Genomic DNA, 18,377 nt, shown 5'->3' with positions numbered 1-18,377 from the left:
AAGGGTGCACGGCCTCAAACCCCGATATCTAATCTTAAAAATTAACCATAAACTATTGGTTTTTAACCACAAACTGATCTTCTTAAAGTGCGTTCTTAAACTCAAATGTGAGGAGGTGTTCCCTTCTTCATTTTGCAAGAAGTGGCTTTAACGTGGTTAAAAAATTCACATTTATCAGTAATTTATAGTTAATATTTCACTTTAAGATGCATGTCGCCCCCCCCAGGGGCTTGCAGGCATCAACTGTCCCGCCATTCCGATGGATCGCGCGAACAGGCGGATGACTTCGGTCGCCTCTTCCCGGTGCTTTTCCGGCCGGATTTCGCGCGCTGGGGCGCCTGAACGCCCTCCGGCGTCCGTCTCAAGTTGGGGAATGGGGAGGGACTGGGAACTGGGGGGGCGAGGAGGACGCGACCCGCAGAGCGGGACATGGGGCACCGGCGCATCACGCGGGAGGGTCAGCGGGAGTCAGGTGTCTGCCCGTTCGGGGCGACATCAAGGGGGGGGCGCAGTATGCAGGTCTCGGGCCGGCGGGAGATGCGCTCCACTGGGGGCGCGTTCCGCCGCCCAGCCCGCCGCCCAGCCCCCCGCCCAGGTGTGCCCAGCCGTGCGGGTGCTCGTCCCGGAGGGCGGCCTATCGGCGCACAATGGGGTCTTGGCGAGAGGAACGTCCGGAACGAAAAACGGCCGGCGTGTCGCCACGCCGGCCGCGTCTCATTCATCAAGGGGTCGGGCGAAGACCGGCGAAAAGGTCAGGAAGGGCGGCGGGCCCGAACGGGGACCGGCACCGGCCGCAAACGGGCGGTACGGCGCTCCTGCAATCGGTGGCCCAGCACGATGGCGATCCCGAGCGCCGCGAGGCCCGCCCCGATGGCGAGGCCGAACGCGAAGGAGGGGCTGCCGGAACTGTCCAGCAGGAGCGTCGCGGCCGCGGCGCGGTCCACTGTCAGCACGAAGGTGACTGCACATATGGCCACCATCAGTGCGACGGTGATCGCCGCCTGGGTCATGGCATCCCCGGCCTTGTGATTGCGCACGACCCGAGCAAGCGCGTCCGGATCGGCGGCAGAGGTGCCCACCTGAAGCATTCCGTACTCACGAAACTCGGACATGATGGTCTCGCTACTGGCAGTGCCCCACGCTTCATACGCAAGGGCGAACGTCTCGGGCGAAGGTCTCGGATCCCTCAACGCCGCCGTGCGGCGATTCGGTTCCCGCGCTCCTGTGGAAAAATGACTGCCGAGCTGGTTGTGAATGTGGCGGCTTCGCGGCTCGTCGAGGAAAAAACGTGGCGGATTGAGGGCTTGGATCACACCCGCGCGAGTCGCCAGGAACAGGGCTCCACCTCTTGCGGACGCCACGTCATGGGCACGTGGCCGGGCGCCGCTTCCACCCGTGCGAGCCAGGCCTGCACGGCAGGAAAATGTGACAGATCGAAGTCACCTTCCGGAGCCACGTGCGTATGTGGAAAAAGAGCGAGGTCGGCCACGCTCAGGTCTTCGCCCGCGAAGAAGGGATGCACCTGGAGGTGGCGCTCCATGACCCGCAGCGCGCCATAGCCCTCTTCCATCCAGCGGTCGATGTCGTGGGTGCGCAGCTCGCGTCCGCCCCGCACCTGGTTCAGCCAGAAGCGCGCCTGGGCGATGCCCGGCTCATGGTTGTTCTGCTCGAAGAACATCCAGCGCAGCGCCTCCGCCCGCGCCAGCCGGTCGACAGGCAGGAGCGGCGTGCCTTCCGCCAGATAAAAGAGGATGGCGTTGGATTCGGGCAGGGTGGTGCCGTCCTCGAATTCCAGCAGCGGCAGGCGGCCTTCGGGGTGCTTGGCGAGGAATTCCGGCGTGCGGTGCTCGCCCGCGAAAATGTCCACCTCCACCAGCCGGAAGGCCAGGCCGAGCTTCGCCAGCAGCAGCCGCACCTTGTAGGAATTCCCAGATGACTGTGTGGAATAAAGTGTAAGCACAGCGCCCTCCTGGCGCTCGCTAGATGGGCCTCCCGCGTCCCCGGCGCAAGCGGTTCCATCAACAAACCGAGGCTCAGCCATTCACGATCCTTGCTTGTTCGGCAAAAGGGCCTCCGGTAAGAACAGGTGCACGCATTGGCGGGCATTACGCCGCCGGTGCTTCATACCATCCACCGCCCCCTGTTCTCCCGCGCCGACCGGCGCGACCAACAGGGTGCGGGAGTTCGGAGCCCTGTGGCCATGAGCCTCCTGTCGCCCGCCCTGAAGCGCATCAAGCCGTCCCCCACCATCGCCATCTCCAACAAGGCCCGTGAGCTGAAGGCGCAGGGGCGGGACGTGATCGCGCTGTCCGCCGGCGAGCCCGATTTCGAAACCCCGGAAAACATCAAGGAAGCGGCCATTGCCGCCATCCGCCGGGGCGAGACGCGCTACACCGCCGTGGACGGCATTCCCGAGTTGAAGGCGGCCATCGTCAAGAAGTTCAAGCGCGAGAACGGCCTCGACTACAAGCCGAGCCAGGTGACCGTGGGCACCGGCGGCAAGCAGGTGCTGTTCAACGCGCTGGTCGCCACCGTCGGACCCGGCGACGAGGTGATCGTGCCGGCGCCCTATTGGGTCTCCTATCCGGACATCGTGGAATTCTGCGGCGGCACGCCCGTCTCGGTGGCCACCACGCTGGCCGACAATTTCAAGCTGCGCCCCGAGGCGCTCGAGGCGGCGATCACGCCCAAGACCAAGTGGCTGATCTTCAACTCGCCCTCCAACCCGTCGGGCGCCGCCTATAGCTATGACGAGCTGAAGGCCCTCACCGATGTCCTGGTGCGCCACCCGCATGTGTGGATCCTCACCGACGACATGTACGAGCACCTGGTCTATGACGAGTTCAAGTTCGTCACCCCGGCGCAGGTGGAGCCCTCGCTCTACGACCGCACGCTGACCATGAACGGCGTCTCCAAGGCCTATTGCATGACCGGCTGGCGGATCGGCTATGGCGCCGGTCCCGAGCCGCTCATCAAGGCCATCGGCACGCTCCAGTCCCAGTCCACCTCCAATCCCTCCTCCATCGCCCAGTGGGCGGCGGTGGAGGCGCTGAACGGGCCGCAGGACTTCATTGCCCGCAACAATGCGGTGTTCAAGGAGCGGCGCGACCTGGTGGTCTCCATGCTGAACCAGGCCAAGGGCCTCACCTGCCCGAAGCCCGAAGGCGCCTTCTACGTCTTCCCCTTCTGCGACGGCGCCATCGGCAAGACCGCCCCCTCGGGCAAGGTCATAGCCAATGACGAGGACTTCGCCACCGAGCTCCTGGAAGCGGAGAATGTGGCCGTGGTGCACGGCTCGGCCTTCGGCCTCGGCCCGGCCTTCCGAATCTCCTACGCCACCGCGACCTCTGATCTGGAAGAGGCGTGCACCCGCATCCAGCGCTTCTGCGGCGCGCTGAGCTGAGCCTGTGCCGGACGCGGGTAGGGCGTCCGGCAGGTATTTTCGCCATTCGGGCCAAATTGGCGCGTTTTGCGAAACATTCGGGAAGTACCGGCGTTGGCGAACCGAGCGTGCCGAGCTAAGGCTTCGGTGCGCCGGTCGTCGCGCGGTCCGCGCGGCCGGTGTCCTTTGGAGGAAGAGACCATGAAGACTTTTGTGAAGGCTGGTTTTGCGGCCGCTCTTGCCGCTTCCGCCCTCGCGTTCGCCGCCGCTCCCGCAGCGGCGCAGACCCGCGTGCAGGTGGGCGTGCTGACCTGCCAGATGGCGCCGAACGTCAGCTTCATCATCGGCTCCGTCCGCGAGATGAGCTGCACCCTCCGCCCGTCCGTGAAGGGCGCCCCGAAGGGCACCTATACCGGCACCGTGCGTCGCTTCGGCCTTGATCTGGGCGTGACCGGCCAGGGCACGCTGGTGTGGACCGTCCTCGCCCCCACCACCCGGATCGGCGCCAAGGATCTGCGCGGCACCTATGCCGGTGTGTCCGCCAATGCGGCGCTGGGCGTCGGCCTCGGCGCCAATGCGCTGGTGGGTGGTTCCAACAACACCATCGCGCTGCAGCCCCTGTCCGTGGAAGGCCAGACCGGCTTCAACGTGGCCCTGGGCGTTGCCGAGCTGACCCTGCGCTGATCGGCGCAAGCGCGCCTTTGTCGCAACGGGCGCCCCATGGGCGCCCGTTTTCGTTGGAAAGGTACGTGGCAGAGCTCGCGCTTGCCGAGTCGGCAGCCCAGCGCCGCTCATCGATCTTGACCCGGAAAAAGGGGGATACCATGCGTCCGACTTCCATCATTGCCGGCCTCGCGCTCGCCGCCTGCGCCGTCCTTCCCGCCGCCGCCCAGAGCGCGCCCCAGGCGCCCACCCGCGTGCAGGCGGGCCTGCTCATGTGCAAGGTGCAGCCGGCGGTCGGATTCGTGCTCGGCTCCATGCGGGAGATGAGCTGCGAGTTCAAGACCGGCGCGCCCAATGCGCAGAAGGTGATCGGCACCTATAAGGGCACGGTCGCCCGCTTCGGCATCGATATCGGCTTCACCGGCCCGAGCACGCTCGGCTGGGCAGTGTTCGCCCCCACTTCGGCGCCCGCGCCGACCGACCTGAAGGGCTCCTATGTGGGCGTGAGCGCGGACGCGGCCTGGGGCGTCGGTGGCGGTGCCAACGTGCTGCTGGGCGGCTCCAACAAGACCATCGTGCTCCAGCCCTTGTCCCTGCAGGGCACCACGGGCATGGCGGTGGCGGCCGGCGTGTCCGACCTGACCCTCACCCCGACCCCCTGAGCATCATGACCCGGATCGCCCCCCTCATCGCCGGCAGCCTGCTCTGCCTTGCCGCAGCGGCGCCCGTGCGGGCGCAAGACAGCGTCAAGGTGGAGGCGGGCCTCCTGGAATGCCGGGGGGCGGCCGCGGTCGCCTACGGCTTCGGCTCCACCCGCACCGTCACCTGCGATTTCCGCCCCGCCGCAGGCGTCAGCCAGCACTATGCCGGGACGCTGGAGCGGGCGGGGATCGATTTTGGCGTGTCCGACCAGGGATCCATGCTGTGGATGGTGCTGGCCACCAGCAAGGATCTAGAGCCGGACGCGCTGACCGGCCAATATGTGGGCCTTGCCACCGGGGCGGCGCTCGGGCCGGGCTTCACCGCCAATGTCCTGGTCTCCAAGGACGCGGCCAACGGCATCTCGCTCCAGCCCTTGAGTGTTTCCGCCGATAGCGGCCTGTCCGTCACCCTTGCCGGCGCAACGTTGACCCTCAATCCCGCCCTTCCGGCGAGCCGGCGCTGAGGGCTTCACACGCCCGTTTGAATTGCTTTGCGGCCCCTGCGGCCGCAATCCTCCGCCCGAACGGAGGATTTGCCATGCACATTCGGCGTATACGCGGCTGGGAGATCCCGGAGAGCCAGGTCACCCCCGAGCACCTGTTCCTGTCGCGCCGCACATTGCTCGGCGCCGGGGCGGGCCTCATCGGCGCCACCGCTTTTCCCGCTTTGTCCCACGCCCAGCGCGCGGCAGACGTGCCGGACCCGTCCGCCGGCCTCTATCCCGCCAAGCGCAACGAGACCTTCACCCTCGACCGGGAGCTGACACCCGAAAAGGTCTCCAGCACCGTCAACAATTATTATGAGTTCGGCACCTCCAAGGACGTCACCCGCGCCGCCTCGCGGCTCAAGGTGCGGCCCTGGACCGTCAAGTTCGACGGCCTCGTCGAGCAGCCGAAGGAAGTGGGCATCGACGACCTCCTGAAGGCCGTCACCCTGGAGGAGCGCCTCTATCGCCATCGCTGCGTGGAAGCCTGGTCCATGGCGGTGCCGTGGACGGGCTTTCCCATGAAATCCCTGGTGGAGTTCGCCAAGCCCTTGAGCAGCGCCAAATATGTGCGCTTCGAGACCTTCCTCGACAAGGCGGTGGCGCCGGGCCAGTCCGGCCGCTTCTATCCCTGGCCCTATGTGGAAGGGGTGACCCTGGCGGAAGCCACCAACGAGCTCGCCTTCATGGTGACGGGCGTCTATGGCAAGCCGGCCCCCAACCAGTTTGGCGCCCCGCTGCGCGTGGTGCTGCCCTGGAAGTATGGCTTCAAGTCCATCAAGGCCATCGTGCGGGTGTCATTCGTGGAAGAGCGGCCCAAGAGCTTCTGGGAGGTGATCCAGGGCTCCGAATATGGCTTCTGGGCCAATGTGAACCCGCAGGTGGCCCATCCCCGCTGGAGCCAAGCGACCGAAGAGGATATCGGCACCGGCCAGCGCCGGCCGACGCTCCTCTACAATGGCTACGGCGCCTATGTGGCGGACCTCTACAAGGGCCTGAGCCCGAAGGAAAACCTGTTCATGTGAGGGGAGTGAGCGACCCCCCCCTTCAGCCTGATCCGATCAGGTTTATCCCCGCGCGCGCAATTCCCGGCGCAGGATCTTGCCCGTGGCGGTCATGGGCAAGGCGTCCGTGAAGGCGACGGCGCGGGGATATTCGTGGGCCGAGAGGCGCTCGCGCACATGGCGCTGGATCTCGGTGGCCAGTTCCTCCGTGCCCTCGACACCGGGCTTGAGCACCACCCAGGCCTTCACCGCCTCGGTGCGCACGGGGTCGGGCACGCCCACCACGCCAACGAGCGCGACGGCGGGGTGCTTGAGGATGCAATCCTCGATCTCGCCGGGCCCGATGCGATAGCCGGCGGACGTGATGACATCGTCCGAGCGGCTCACATACCAAAGATAGCCGTCCTCATCCTGCCGGCCGAGATCGCCCGTGAGCAGGAAGTCGCCCGCGAACTTGGCGGCGGTGGCGGCGGGATTATTCCAATATTCCAGCATCATCACCGGATCGCCCCGGCGGATGCCGATATGCCCCTCGGTGCCGGCGGGCACGGGATGGCCTTCCTCGTCCACGATCTGCACGTCATGGCCCGGAATGGGCTTGCCCATGGCGCCGGGGCGGATGGGGAAGAAGGAGGAGTTGGAGCCCACCACCAGATTGCATTCGGTCTGGCCGTAAATCTCCCGCGCCTCGACGCCCAGCCGCTCCTGCACGAAGGCGCCCAGCTCGCTGCCCAGCGTCTCGCCGCCGGTCAGCAGCGAGCGCAGCTTGAGGCCCTCCTGGCGCACATCCGCCTGGCGCAGCAGCTTCAGCGCCGTGGGCGGCAGGAAGACGTTGCGGACCCCCTGGTTCGCCATCAGCGCCATGGCGGCGTCGGGATCGAACTTCTTGGCCCGATAGGCCAGCACCGGCACGCCCAGGTGAAGGGTCGGGAACAGCACGTCGAACAGCCCGCCGATCCAGGCCCAGTCGGCCGGCGTCCAATGCAGGTCGCCCGGCTGGGGCATGTCCTCGTGGACGAATTGCAGGCAGGGCAGATGGCCGAGCAGGACGCGATGGCCGTGCAGCGCGCCCTTGGGGTTTCCCGTGGTGCCGGAGGTGAAGATGATGATGCCGGGATCGTCGGGCGTCGTATCCACCGGGGTGAAGCGGTCCGAGCCCTTCTCCAGCGCCGCGTCGAAGGAGAGGGCGCCGCCGCTATCGGGGCCGATCACATAGACATGGGTGAGGGCGGGCAGGTGGTCGCGCACGCGGTCGAGCTTGGCCAAGCCCGCAAGGTCCGTCACCAGCACCTTCGCGCCGGACGCCTCCAGCCGATATTCCAGCGCCTCGTCTCCGAACAAAGTGAAGAGCGGCACCGAGATCATGCCCGCCTTGAAGGCGGCCAGATGCGCGATGGCCGTCTCCGGCGCCTGGGGCAGGAACACCGCCACCCGGTCGCCACGCTGAAGACCCGCCGCCACCAGCACATTGGCGAAGCGGTTGGTGAGGCGGGCGAGATCCTCGAAGGTGTAGCGGATGACGGCGCCGCTCTCCTCCACGAAGATCAAAGCCGGCTTTCCGGCGCCGGTGGCGTGGGCATCGGTGCAGGCGACGCCCATATTGAAGCGCGCGGGCAGGTTCCAGCGGAATGCGCGCACCGCCTCGTCATAGCTCCGGGCCATCTCGTCCTCCCCGCATGCCACGCGCACAGGCGCGTCTCCGCGGCCGGTCTGTGCCGGCGCGCGGGAAACAATCGAACGTTTTTTTAATTCGGCGTCAAGCGCCGTCGCGAAACGTCCCGCCGTAATCCTCAGGCCCGCATCCTCAGGCCACAAGCCCGAGTGCGCTGGCGGCCTCATTGCGGATGGCGGCGATGTTGGTGCGATAGCCCTCGATGCCGCCCTTGAACACCGCCGAGCCCGCCACCAGCACATCGGCGCCCGCGCGCGCGCAGAGCGCGCCCGTCTGCGGGTTCACGCCGCCATCCACTTCCAGGCGGATGTCGCGGCCCCGGATCATGTCGCGGATGCGCTCGATCTTGGGCAGCACGTCGGGGATGAAGGCCTGGCCGCCGAAGCCGGGATTGACGCTCATCACGCAGATAAGGTCGATCTTGTCCAGGAGATAGGTGAGGGCGGTCTCGGAGGTGGCCGGGTTCAGCGCCACGCCGGCCTTCTTGCCGAGGCCCCGAATCACCTGGAGGCAGCGGTCGAGATGGACGGTGGCTTCCGCCTGCACGGTGATGATGTCGGCACCCGCCGCCGCGAAGGCCTCCAGATAAGGCTCCACGGGGGAGATCATCAGGTGCACGTCGAACACCTTGTCCGTGTGCCGGCGCAGCGCCTTGATGATGTCCGGGCCGAAGGTGATGTTGGGCACGAAATGGCCGTCCATCACGTCGAGATGGATATAGTCGGCGCCCGCCGCAGCCACGTCGCGCACCTCCTCGCCAAGCCGGGAGAAGTCCGAGGCCAGGATGGAAGGGGCGATCAGCGGCAAGGTCATGTTGGTCACTCCGGCGGGCAGCGGCCCGTTTGTCATGTAGGGCGCCGCACCCGGCGGCGCCATGGTCGCTCCGCGCGTGCGCCAAGGCGCCCGCGCGCAAGCCTTGAGATCAGTAATAGGAGGCGATCTTGGCCACTTCCTCGCGCGAGCCGAACACCAGCGGAATGCGCTGGTGGAGCTTGGCGGGGACGATGTCCAGGATGCGGGTCTGGCCGTCCGTGGCCGCGCCCTTGGCCTGCTCGGTGAGGAAGGCGACCGGATTCGCCTCGTAGATCAGGCGCAGGCGGCCCTCGCCATAGCCCTTCCGGCTGTCGCCCGGATAGATATAGACGCCGCCGCGGGTGAAGATGCGGAAGGCGTCGGCCACCATGGAGCCCACCCAGCGCATGTTGAAATCCTTAGCCCGCGGGCCGTCCTTGCCGGCGAGGCAGTCGGCCAGATAGGCCTGCATGGGCGCGGCCCAGTGGCGGACATTGGACTGGTTGACGCCGTATTCCTTGGTCTCGGCAGGAATCTCCACCGCCGCGCGGGCGAGGATGAAGGTGCCGCTCGACCGGTCATAGGCGAACACCTGCGTGCCCTCGCCCACGGTGGAGACCAGCACCGTGGACGGGCCATAGACCAGGAAGCCCGCCGCCACCTGCGCCGAGCCCTTCTGCATCAGCGCGGCGGTCGGATCGGGGAAGGTCGCGGCGTCATAGGGCAGGATGGAATAGATGGTGCCGATGGACACGTTGGTGTCGATGTTGGACGAGCCGTCCAGCGGGTCCACGGACACCACCAGCGAGCCGCCCTCGGTGACCGGAATGGCGGTCTCGCTCTCCTCGGAGCCGAGATAGGCCACCGGCGCCTGCTTCAGGGCGTCCAGGATGGTCTCCTCGGCGATCACGTCCAGTTCCTTCTGGGTGTCGCCGCCGGCATTGGCCTCGTCGCCGCGCACCTTGGCGAAATGGTCGGCCAGCGGCCCCTGCGCCACCAGGTCGGCAATGGTGATCCCCGCGCTTGCGATGCTCTTTACCGCCTCGGCCACCGCGCTCCTTTGGGAATCGCCCGCCGCCCAGGTGGCAAGATAGCTGTCGAGGGTCACCGCTTGGCTCACGTGTCTCTCCTGTTGCCGCATCAGCCGACGGCGCCCTTATGGCTCAAGGCGCGAGGCGCGTCGAGGGCGACGGAACGCAGGTCGGCTCTGCGGCACAACGCGTCGCGCCAGCTTGCCTCGCCGGGCGCGGTCGCCTTTACTGCATCGACAAGAAATTTCTTTACGGGAAAAGTTGCCGAATGAGCTGGATCATTCTGTTTCTCGCCGGCCTCCTGGAGATCGGCTGGGCCATTTCCATGAAGCATTCGGAAGGCTTCACCAAGCCGCTGGCGAGCGTCATCACGGTGGCTCTCATCGTGCTCAGCCTCATCATGCTCAACTTCGCCATCAAGACCTTGCCGGTGGGCACCGCCTATGGGGTCTGGGCGGGCATCGGCACGGTGGGCACGGCGGTGGTGGGCATCCTCGCCTATAACGAGCCGGCGACCTTGCCCCGGCTCGCCTGCATCGCCTGCATCGTGGTGGGCATTGTGGGGCTGCGCCTGCTCTCCGAGCATTGAGGGGAGGCCCCCTTAGCGGGTGCGGATGATCTCCACGCCCACGTCCCCGAACACGCCGGTAATGGGCGCGCCAGGCTTGTGAACCACCACGCGCACCTGCTCGATGGCGGGGAAATGATCGAGCAGGCGGGTGGCGATGCGCTCGGCCAGCGTCTCGATGAGATGCACGGGCTCGTCCTCCACCACGGCGCGGATATGGCCATAGACCTCCTGGTAGGAGACGGTGAGCCCCGCATCATCCGCCCAGGCGGCGGGGCGGGTGTCGAGCCACCAGTCCGCGTCCACGATGAAGCGCTGGCCCAGTTCCTGCTCGGCCTCATAGACGCCATGGCGGGCGAAGAACGGCAAGGCGCGCAGGAACACCCGGTCGCTGCGGGACGGGCCGGGCAGGGCCTGGGCGTCGGCGGCGGGCAGGTCGAGGGCGGGGGAGGAGGGCTCGATCATGATGCGTCACGCGGGCAGGAGGAAGGCATCGTCGGCGGAAACAGCGAGGCGCCCCACAGCCACCGCCGGCGCGCAATCGGCGGCGCGGATGGCGCGCGTCTCATCTTCGCAAAGAAGCGGGGCGAGGTCCAAATAGGGCCGGCCCAGCCGCTGCGCCAGGCGCGCGACAAAGCCGCGCCCCACCCCGGCACCCACCACCGGCGCCGCGGGCGGAAGGCCTGCGGCGGAGAGGACGCAGGCGAGCCCCTGCATCAGGGCGCGCATCTGCACTTCGCTCGCGGCGCAGGCCAGAGTGCGGGCTTCATCGAGATCGGCACCGAACGGCCCGCCCAGATCATACCCCACCATGCGCAGCAGGCGGCGGGCGCTGCCTTCCTCGGTCTTTTCACCGTTATCGGCGGCGGCGTGAAGGTCGGCGCCTTCGGGCAAGGCGCCGGTGAGGCGGTGGATGTCGGCGCTGGTGGCGAAATACTCGGCCATCAGCGGCACCTCCTCGCCCCGGAACGGCAAGGCGCGGGCGAGCGCCATGACCGGCGTACGGGCCAGGCCCGTATAGACCAGCTCCCGCGTCACCAGCCGCTCGGCATCCGAAAAGCCGCGCGCGGCCACGCGGCCGGCGCGCACGGGAATGATGTCCGTGGTGGTGGAGCCCATGTCGATGAGGACCGCATCGGGCATTATGCGCGCCACCGCCGCGGCCGTGGCGTGCCAGTTGGCGGAGGCGATGAAGGGCGCGGCGTCCACGGCCCCGGCAAGGGTCACGAAGCCGCGCGGCCCAGCATAGAAGCGCGTCTGCGGCCCGAGCCGCGCCGCCAGTGCGGCAGTGAGCGCCTCGACGCCCGCCTGCCGGTCCGGCCACAGATCCACCAGCTCGCCGGTCATGGTCACCGCCGACGGCAGGCCGGGCAAGGGCGGGAAGCCGGCGAGCGCCCCGTCCAGTTCGGCGAGGCCGCGCCAAAGTGCGCAGGGGGCGAGGTCCACCTCCAGGAGGGTGCCGGCAGCATCGAAGACCGCGCGCTTCAAATGCGCGCCACCCACGTCCCAGCCGAGAAGCGCCGCCTTGGTCATCTCACCCGCACCTCGACCGGCTGTGCCTTGGGCAAGTGCGGCAAGGAGGGCGGCACGCCGTCGCGGATCAGCTCCGGCAAGAAGGCGGCGGGATTGACGCCTATGGAGGCATGCAGGCCCGCATAGGCCGTCGTGACGCGCGGATTGACCTCCACCACCACCGGGCCGGTCTCGGTGAGCAGGATGTCGATGCCGATGATGCCGGACAGGCCCGGAAACGCCGCCACCACCGCTTCCGCCAGGGCCGCCAGGCGCCCGTCCACGTCGCTGACGCCGCCCACGGTGAGTCCGGTGAGGCTCAGGCGGCCATCCTTTACCGCCACATGCTGGAGGTTCGCGGCCAGCATGCGCGTTTCGTCCGGCCGGCACAGGACGGTGAGGCTGGCGGGCGTGCCGTCCAAGAATGGCTGCACCACCAGCCCCGCATCTGTTGGGAGGGGCGCGTCCGGTTCCCACACCCGCGTCTCCACTGCCCCGGCGCCTTGGTCGGGCTTGGTCAGGCGTCGGCCGGTGAGGGCGGACGGCGCCGCGGCCGGAAAGGTGGGGATGGCCGGCAGGCCGTGGGCTTTCAGGCGCGTGGCGGTTTTCAGCTTGCTGGAGGCGATGGCGATGGCCTCCGGCGTACAGCCGATGACGCGGGCGCCGCGCGCCGCCGCCATCTCCACCATGCGGCCCAGCAGCCCGTCGGTCTCGGGCGCGATGGGCCACACCACATGGCTGTCCGCGCAGACGCGCGCCCAGACCGCCCATGGGTCGTCGCCCTCGGCCACTGGCTCGGCGGGAAGCTGCGTGGGAGGTAGGCGGTCGTCCTGGACCAGGACAGGGTGAAGGCCCGGAATAGCGGTCACATCGGCAAGGATGGCATCGCGCATGAGCGTGCCTTCGGGCAACAGGTCTTCCGGCAGGGGCTTGTCCCTCAGCCCTCCGGCTGTCACGAACTCGCAGACGAACACGCGCATATCGCTTGCCTCCCGCCACCGGACACCCGCCGATGCAGATTATCCCGGTCATCGATCTGAAGGGAGGCCAAGTGGTGCACGCCCGCCGGGGCATGCGCCATCTCTACCGCCCCGTTCACTCCCGCCTCGCCGAGGGGGCGGATCCGCTTGTCCTCACAGAAGCGCTGGTGGAGCTGGGCGGGTTCCGCACCCTTTACGTGGCCGATCTCGATGCCATTGCCGGCACCGGCGACAATGGCCCCGTTCTGGCGGGGCTGCGCGCCCGCTTTCCCGCCCTGGATCTGTGGGTGGATGCCGCCGAGGCGACCGGCCCGGCCCTCGACGCCCGGCGCGCGGCCGATCTCGGCACGCCCGTTGTGGGCAGCGAATCGCTGCCCGCTGCCGCGGCACTGGCCGCCTTGGGTCAGGAGGGCTTCATCCTGTCCCTGGATCGCAACGCCGATGGCCCTCTCGGCCCGCGCGCTGTGCATGAGACGCCCGCTCTGTGGCCGTCCCGCCTCATCGCCATGACCCTCGCCCGTGTCGGGTCCGGCGAGGGGCCGGACCTTGATCGTATCGCGGATCTTCGCGCCCGCGCGCCGGCCGCGCAGGTGTTCGCCGCCGGTGGGGTGCGCGGGCGGGCGGATCTCGAGGCTTTGGTGGACGCGCGCGCGGCGGGCGTGCTGGTGGCGACAGCCCTGCACGACGGCACGCTTACGGCGACCGATCTCGCGGATTTCCGCTGACAGGCTGTCGGGGGTCCGGGGACTGTCCCAAAATTCTGTCATGGCCGGGCTTGTTCCCGCCATGACCGTTTCCAAGGGCGCCCAGAGATCGAGCGGAGATTCACCCTCACCCCTCCCGCGCCATCAGTGCGTCCGCGAGGAGGCTCGCCACGGTCAGATCGGCGCTGGTGCCGGGATTGAGGCCACGCGCCTTCAGGTCGGCATCGAAGGCGAGGAGCGTGGCGGTGCGGTCGTGCCCCGCGCGGCCTTCCAGGCCCGCGCAAATCGTCCGCGCCTCGTTTCGTACGGCCTCGGCAACCTCAGCGCCGAACTTGCGGCCGATATGGCTGTCAGGACAGGTTTGGAGAAAGGCGAGAAAGGCCGCTTGCGCCGCCTGCGCCGGATCGCCCCGATGGACCGCCGCCAGGGGCATGCCCAAGCTGAATATGTCGACGAATCCGTGGGCATATTGCCGAGCGATGAGGTCGTAATCCGCCGCCGCCGCCATAGCCGCGCGCAGCGGCACGCGGGCAGGGGTCCGCACATCCTCCTGTGCCGAGCCGAGCCCGCCGGGATTTGCCGCCGTGATGGCGCGGAAGACGGCTTGTGCATCCTCAAGGGTCAATGCCGCCAGCACCCCTTCCACCCGCGCCGGGAAGGGCCGTTCGGCGGACCCTTCCGCCGCCGCCAGCAAAGGCGCGCACAGGAGCAGGATGCCCAGATTGGTGTTGCAGCCCGCCACTGCCAGCGAGGCGGTGACCGCCCGTTCGATCCGCGCGCCCACCGGTGCGCCGGGGGCCGAAAGCGGTCCGCTGGCAGCCCGTGCCGCCGCCTCGAACTGGGCCACCTCCATGCCGTGGCCGGCGGCATGCACATGCACATTGCCGGGCTTCAGAGCCAAAAGCTCGGCCCGGCAGGCGGCCTCGAACAGGCGTGCCGCCGCCTCTGGCGCGATCATGCGGGGGCCGGGGCGCCGCACAGCAAGGCGGCGATGGGCTCGGCCATGTCCCGGCCGGTGGCGCCGCAAAGGCCGTTCCAGGCCGGCATGGAATTGACCTCCAGCACCAGGAGGCGACCGTTCCCGTCCTCGATCAGATCGACGCCCGCCACCTCCGCCCCCACCGCGCCGGCCGCCGCCTCTGCCAGTTCGGCGAGTGCTCCGGTAGCGGGCACCGGCTCGCCCTCGGCGCCCTGATGGATGTTGGTGATCCAGTCGTCATTCACCCGCCGCATGGCGGCCTGCGCGCGTCCGCCCACCACGAAGACCCGATAGTCCGCATGTGGCCCCGTGGTGCGCGTCACGAAGTCCTGGAGATAGAAGACCCCCTCCACGGTATCGGCCTCCGGCACTGCGGCGTGCGGAGAAAGCCGCTGGAGGCCGCGTCCCTGCGAGCCGAACAGGGGTTTCAGCACCGTGTCGCCCGGCGCCGCATCGATGAGCGCTTGGGCGGGGGCGCGGTCCTGAAGCGCGAAGGTGCGCGGCGTCGGCAGGCCGGCGCGGGCGATGAGGAAGGAGGTCATGGCCTTGTCCACGCACCGCTCGATGGCGCGGGCGGAATTGACCACCTTCACCCCCAGCGCCCCCAGGGCGTGGAGGACGCCGAGCCGCAGGGTGATTTCCTCCGTGGAGCCGTCGGGCACGGTGCGCACGAAGGCGGCGGCGGGCAGCCGGTCCTCGAAGCCCGGCAGGATCAGGCCGTGGGTGCTCTCGCCGATGGCGAAGCCGCAGCGGGAGAGGGGAAGAATGCGTCCCTCCCGGCCCACCTCTTCCAAGGCCGCAAGGAGCCGGCTGGTGTGCCAGTCCGGCTTTTCCGCAAACAGTGCGACCGGCGCAGGTCCCGTCATGTCAGCCGCCGAAGGAGCGCACCACGAGCGCGGGATCGAGCGCTCCGGCGGCAAAGCTGGTGCCGTGCTCCACCGCCGTGACGGTGACGCGGGCGGGGGAGAACAGCATGGGGTCGATGCGGTAGAAGTCGCAGTCGCAGGCCGCGAACGTCTCGGCGAACGGCTGGCCATAGTCCCGCGAGGTGCTGCTGGGCAGGCTTTGTGCCAATTGCCGCGCCTCGTCCTGCGGCCCGGTCACGAACAGATGCACCTGCCCGCCATAAAGGGTGGCGTCATTGGTGCGGCCCATGGCGGCGATGAAGTCCGGCGCCGGGGGCGGCACCGGCGCGCAGCCGCGCCCGTCGAGAATGCGCTCCAGCGGGAAATGCAAAGCGTGCGCCTTATGAAGCGCCACTTCCAGGACCCGCGCGGCGATCTGCACCGAGCCCGCAAGGCTCGATGTGGGCGTGAGGATGAAGGTCACCTGTCCCGCTGCCACGGCGCAGGCGCGGGCCACCTCCACCACCACTTCGGGCGACGGTACTTGGCTCGTTTCCAGCACCAGCGCCACGCTCTCCCCGGCCTCCTTGAGGCCCAGTTCCTCGAACAGCGGCTCCACCGCCGCCGTCGCGCGGCCGGGACCGGAACCCAAAGCGAAGAAGTCGCCCGCCGCCAGCTTCCAGCCGGCATATTGGCTGCCGAGGCACGCCAGCACCGGGTTGCCGGTGACGACGCTCACCAAGGTGGGGAAGGGATCGAAGACCGGGCCGGTCTCGAAGGCGACGGTGCCGAGGCCGCCGAGGCAGATTTCAGCGATGCGTCGGCCGGCTTCCAGGCCGCCGGGAGCGGCGATGCCGGCGTCGATGATGCGGGCGCCGAGCGGCCCCTCGCTCACTTTCACACGCAGCGCGCGGGCATCGGCGACGAGGGTCTCAACCAGGGCAGCGGCGCGGGTCGCCAGCAGGGGCGTGGCAGTTTCAGTCATGGGGTGCCTCACCCGCGCGCTGGCAGGCCCAGATGGGCGCGCATGGCGGCAAGGCCGTCCATGACCTTCTGCCGCGCCGTTTCCGCGGTCGGCGCCTTGGCCTTCACGGTGCAGACGGGAGCGCCGGCCGGGATGACGGTGCCGGCGGCGGTGCGGTCGCAGGCGCCCTCCGGCCAGTCGCCGGGCGGGATCATGACGGTTTCATCCGCATAGAGCACGGCCGCCGCCACCGCCTCGGCGGGGGGCGGCAGGCTTTTGGGCAGCTTGCCGCCGCACGCGGTCAGGTGCAGCGCCAGGAGCGGGGGCAGCGGGTCCACATCGAAAATGTCGAGGCTGGCGCCGGGGCGGGGATTGATCTCGATGAGCCACCAGCCGTCAGTCCCCACCAGCAGGTCCACGGAGACGAGCCCCACCAGGCCGCAGGCGGTGACCGCGGTCACGGCGGCGCGGTGGATGGCGTCCTCGAAGCGGGCGGGCAGGGCTGCCGGGCCGACGGCGCCGCCGAAGCGGAAGGGATGGGCCTCGTCCCCGTCCGTCCATTGGCGGGAGGCGCCCACCACCAGGGCCTCACGGCCGGAAGAGAGAAGGAGCAGCGAGTGCGGCTCGCCCGTCACCTCCTCCTGGAGATAGCAGCCCGGCGCGGGCGGGGAGAGATCGCCCGCCGCCCGGCGGCGGATATGACCGCCGCCAGCGCCGCCGATCTTCTTTTCCAGCAGGGGCGCCGCGGCGAGCGCGCCTTCGGGGGCGGCAAGGCTTACACGCGGGAAGGGGATCTTCAGGTGCCCGCACAGGGCCGCCATGGCCAGCGGGTCCTTCATCACCCGCACCGTGTCGGCCATGTTGCCGAGGATGGGATTGCGGGCGCCGATGCGGGTCATCAGCCCCGGATCATCCTCGAAGCCGCCACCCAGCACCACCGGCAGGCCGGGCGGGGAGAGGGAGGTGAGCGCCTGGATCAGATCGTCGCCATCGAAGGCGAATCCGTCTTTCTTGTGCACGCGCACGCAGCGCGCCGCCTTGGAGCAGGTGTCGAGGTCGGCGAACAAATCGAGGGCAAGGGCCGAGAAGCCCGCGCGCGCCGCGCTGGTGGCCAGCGGGCGGGCGGACAGGGCAATGACGGCAAGATCCATGGGCTACACCGTAAGCTCGCGGGCAAGGGCGAAGGCCTCGTCGAGGCCGATGAAGAGCGCATGCTCGGTCTCCCGCATGCGCTTCAGTAGCAGGTGCTGCACCTGGTATTTCAACTGGCCAATGGCAAGCGCGCCGATGCCCACCCCATGGGGCAAGGGCGCCGCCGCGTCATGGGCGCCGATGCCCGCAATGCCCGCGGGGGGCACCGCGTTGACGTCGGCAGCCACCTTCAGCCGCGTGGCGGCGGAGAGATGTTCGGCGTTCAGGATCTCCACCCCGGCCTTGCCGGCGGCGAGGATCACGTCCGCCTGCGGCACCAGGGCGAATTTCTGGGCCTCGTCCGCCCCCTCGGCGCAGGCGAGGGTGACGCCGAAGCGCCTGGCATAGTCCTGCGCCTTCAGTTCCACCGCGCCGAGGCCGCGATGGCTGACCAGCGTCACGTTCGCCCCATTGCGGGCTGCGATGATGGCGGCGACCCCGCCCACCACGCCCGTGGCCCCATAGACCTGCACCGCCGCGCCCTTCAGCCCCTCGGGCCGGGTGGCTTTGAGGGCCTGTTCCACCCGCGCGATCATAGCGGCGGCGGTGGTGAAGGACCCGGCGGGGTCCGGGAAGATGGAAATCTCGAAGGGCGGGAAGATGGACTGGCGGGCGATCTCCGCCATGTCCAGGGCAAGCCCCGCATCCTTGCCACCGATGAAAAGCCCCGTGCGGGCAGCGGCGGCGGGGGCGCGGGAGAACATCATGTCCTGCACCAGGTCCCGCACCTCATCCAGCGCCACGCGGGAATAGGGGGCGAGGTGCACATAGCCGGCATCTGCCGCCATGTTCACGTCAAAGGGACTCACATGGGGAAGCGGTGAGATCAGGTGGAGGATGGGGGCGGCGTCCGCCATGGCCGTTCGGCTCCGTGCTCGGGGAAACAACGGGACAGCGGGTGGCG

Annotated in this window: 20 protein-coding genes; 7 read left to right on the top strand and 13 right to left on the bottom strand. The window is 68.7% G+C overall.

The window, feature by feature from the left end; all coding sequences use genetic code 11:
* Window positions 1–752: 752 nt before the first annotated feature.
* Window positions 753–1,112, bottom strand: coding sequence for a hypothetical protein (locus J5J86_RS23805; RefSeq protein ID WP_209102720.1), 360 nt, complete (start codon window positions 1,110–1,112; stop codon window positions 753–755).
* Between the two features lie 197 nt (window positions 1,113–1,309).
* Window positions 1,310–1,960 carry a glutathione S-transferase family protein gene (locus J5J86_RS23800; RefSeq protein WP_209102718.1) on the bottom strand — a complete coding sequence of 217 codons (651 nt, stop codon included), beginning with the start codon at window positions 1,958–1,960 and terminating at the stop codon, window positions 1,310–1,312.
* A gap of 240 nt (window positions 1,961–2,200) precedes the next feature.
* Between J5J86_RS23800 and J5J86_RS23795 the strand changes: the two genes are divergently transcribed.
* The 5 genes from J5J86_RS23795 to msrP all read left to right on the top strand — a co-directional run bounded on the left by J5J86_RS23795 (window position 2,201) and on the right by msrP (window position 6,256).
* Window positions 2,201–3,403, top strand: a complete 1,203-nt coding sequence (locus tag J5J86_RS23795) for a pyridoxal phosphate-dependent aminotransferase (protein ID WP_209102716.1) — start codon at window positions 2,201–2,203, stop codon at window positions 3,401–3,403.
* Between the two features lie 180 nt (window positions 3,404–3,583).
* Entirely contained in the window at window positions 3,584–4,066 is a 483-nt protein-coding gene (locus J5J86_RS23790; RefSeq protein ID WP_209102714.1) for a DUF992 domain-containing protein, read from the top strand.
* A 140-nt stretch (window positions 4,067–4,206) separates the two neighbouring features.
* On the top strand, window positions 4,207–4,707 hold the full coding sequence (locus tag J5J86_RS23785) for a DUF992 domain-containing protein (protein WP_209102713.1): 501 nt from the start codon (window positions 4,207–4,209) through the stop codon (window positions 4,705–4,707).
* A 5-nt stretch (window positions 4,708–4,712) separates the two neighbouring features.
* Complete coding sequence (locus J5J86_RS23780) at window positions 4,713–5,210, top strand: DUF992 domain-containing protein (protein ID WP_209102712.1); 498 nt, start codon at window positions 4,713–4,715, stop codon at window positions 5,208–5,210.
* A gap of 74 nt (window positions 5,211–5,284) precedes the next feature.
* Complete coding sequence (gene msrP / locus J5J86_RS23775) at window positions 5,285–6,256, top strand: protein-methionine-sulfoxide reductase catalytic subunit MsrP (RefSeq protein ID WP_209102711.1); 972 nt, start codon at window positions 5,285–5,287, stop codon at window positions 6,254–6,256.
* A gap of 42 nt (window positions 6,257–6,298) precedes the next feature.
* Here the strand turns inward: msrP and J5J86_RS23770 are convergent, their stop codons facing one another.
* The 3 genes from J5J86_RS23770 to J5J86_RS23760 all read right to left on the bottom strand — a co-directional run bounded on the left by J5J86_RS23770 (window position 6,299) and on the right by J5J86_RS23760 (window position 9,819).
* Window positions 6,299–7,897, bottom strand: a complete 1,599-nt coding sequence (locus J5J86_RS23770; protein WP_209102710.1) for an acyl-CoA synthetase — start codon at window positions 7,895–7,897, stop codon at window positions 6,299–6,301.
* Between the two features lie 142 nt (window positions 7,898–8,039).
* Window positions 8,040–8,720: a ribulose-phosphate 3-epimerase gene (rpe, locus tag J5J86_RS23765; protein WP_209105519.1), complete on the bottom strand. Its 681-nt coding sequence runs from the start codon at window positions 8,718–8,720 to the stop codon at window positions 8,040–8,042.
* A gap of 109 nt (window positions 8,721–8,829) precedes the next feature.
* Window positions 8,830–9,819 carry a class 1 fructose-bisphosphatase gene (locus J5J86_RS23760; RefSeq protein ID WP_209102709.1) on the bottom strand — a complete coding sequence of 330 codons (990 nt, stop codon included), beginning with the start codon at window positions 9,817–9,819 and terminating at the stop codon, window positions 8,830–8,832.
* Window positions 9,820–9,998: 179 nt separating this feature from the next.
* Here J5J86_RS23760 and J5J86_RS23755 point away from each other — a divergent pair, with 179 nt between their 5' ends.
* The gene (locus J5J86_RS23755) at window positions 9,999–10,319 is read left to right on the top strand and encodes a DMT family transporter (protein ID WP_209102708.1); all 321 of its coding nucleotides are present in this window, start codon (window positions 9,999–10,001) and stop codon (window positions 10,317–10,319) included.
* 12 nt (window positions 10,320–10,331) lie between these two features.
* Here J5J86_RS23755 and folB read toward each other — a convergent pair whose 3' ends face one another.
* From folB to J5J86_RS23740, 3 genes are read right to left on the bottom strand one after another with little or no spacing between them, the layout of a single operon-like run.
* On the bottom strand, window positions 10,332–10,763 hold the full coding sequence (folB, locus tag J5J86_RS23750; RefSeq protein ID WP_209102707.1) for a dihydroneopterin aldolase: 432 nt from the start codon (window positions 10,761–10,763) through the stop codon (window positions 10,332–10,334).
* Window positions 10,764–10,769: 6 nt separating this feature from the next.
* Window positions 10,770–11,831 carry a hydantoinase/oxoprolinase family protein gene (locus J5J86_RS23745; RefSeq protein ID WP_209102705.1) on the bottom strand — a complete coding sequence of 354 codons (1,062 nt, stop codon included), beginning with the start codon at window positions 11,829–11,831 and terminating at the stop codon, window positions 10,770–10,772.
* The gene (locus tag J5J86_RS23740) at window positions 11,828–12,790 is read right to left on the bottom strand and encodes an ATP-grasp domain-containing protein (protein WP_209102703.1); all 963 of its coding nucleotides are present in this window, start codon (window positions 12,788–12,790) and stop codon (window positions 11,828–11,830) included. Before J5J86_RS23740 ends, J5J86_RS23745 begins: the two co-directional genes overlap by 4 nt.
* Before the next feature lie 32 nt (window positions 12,791–12,822).
* On the opposite strand from J5J86_RS23740, the gene J5J86_RS23735 reads away from it, so the two are divergent.
* Window positions 12,823–13,515 (top strand): HisA/HisF-related TIM barrel protein, encoded by a 693-nt coding sequence (locus J5J86_RS23735; RefSeq protein WP_209102701.1) that lies wholly within the window; start codon window positions 12,823–12,825, stop codon window positions 13,513–13,515.
* A 106-nt stretch (window positions 13,516–13,621) separates the two neighbouring features.
* Here J5J86_RS23735 and J5J86_RS23730 read toward each other — a convergent pair whose 3' ends face one another.
* The 5 genes from J5J86_RS23730 to J5J86_RS23710 are packed head-to-tail and all read right to left on the bottom strand — an operon-like array spanning window position 13,622 to window position 18,330.
* Window positions 13,622–14,452: a triphosphoribosyl-dephospho-CoA synthase gene (locus tag J5J86_RS23730; protein ID WP_209102699.1), complete on the bottom strand. Its 831-nt coding sequence runs from the start codon at window positions 14,450–14,452 to the stop codon at window positions 13,622–13,624.
* Window positions 14,449–15,339: a RimK family alpha-L-glutamate ligase gene (locus tag J5J86_RS23725; protein ID WP_209102698.1), complete on the bottom strand. Its 891-nt coding sequence runs from the start codon at window positions 15,337–15,339 to the stop codon at window positions 14,449–14,451. The genes J5J86_RS23730 and J5J86_RS23725 overlap by 4 nt, the downstream gene beginning before the upstream one ends.
* A 1-nt stretch (window position 15,340) precedes the next feature.
* Window positions 15,341–16,303 (bottom strand): methenyltetrahydromethanopterin cyclohydrolase, encoded by a 963-nt coding sequence (gene mch, locus J5J86_RS23720; RefSeq protein WP_209102696.1) that lies wholly within the window; start codon window positions 16,301–16,303, stop codon window positions 15,341–15,343.
* 8 nt (window positions 16,304–16,311) lie between these two features.
* Window positions 16,312–17,433 (bottom strand): ATP-grasp domain-containing protein, encoded by a 1,122-nt coding sequence (locus J5J86_RS23715; RefSeq protein WP_209102694.1) that lies wholly within the window; start codon window positions 17,431–17,433, stop codon window positions 16,312–16,314.
* A gap of 3 nt (window positions 17,434–17,436) precedes the next feature.
* Window positions 17,437–18,330 (bottom strand): NAD(P)-dependent methylenetetrahydromethanopterin dehydrogenase, encoded by an 894-nt coding sequence (locus J5J86_RS23710; protein ID WP_209102688.1) that lies wholly within the window; start codon window positions 18,328–18,330, stop codon window positions 17,437–17,439.
* Window positions 18,331–18,377 lie beyond the last annotated feature (47 nt).

Source organism: Aquabacter sp. L1I39, from assembly GCF_017742835.1.
GTDB lineage: Bacteria > Pseudomonadota > Alphaproteobacteria > Rhizobiales > Xanthobacteraceae > L1I39.
This window is presented reverse-complemented; position numbering and strand designations above follow the sequence as displayed.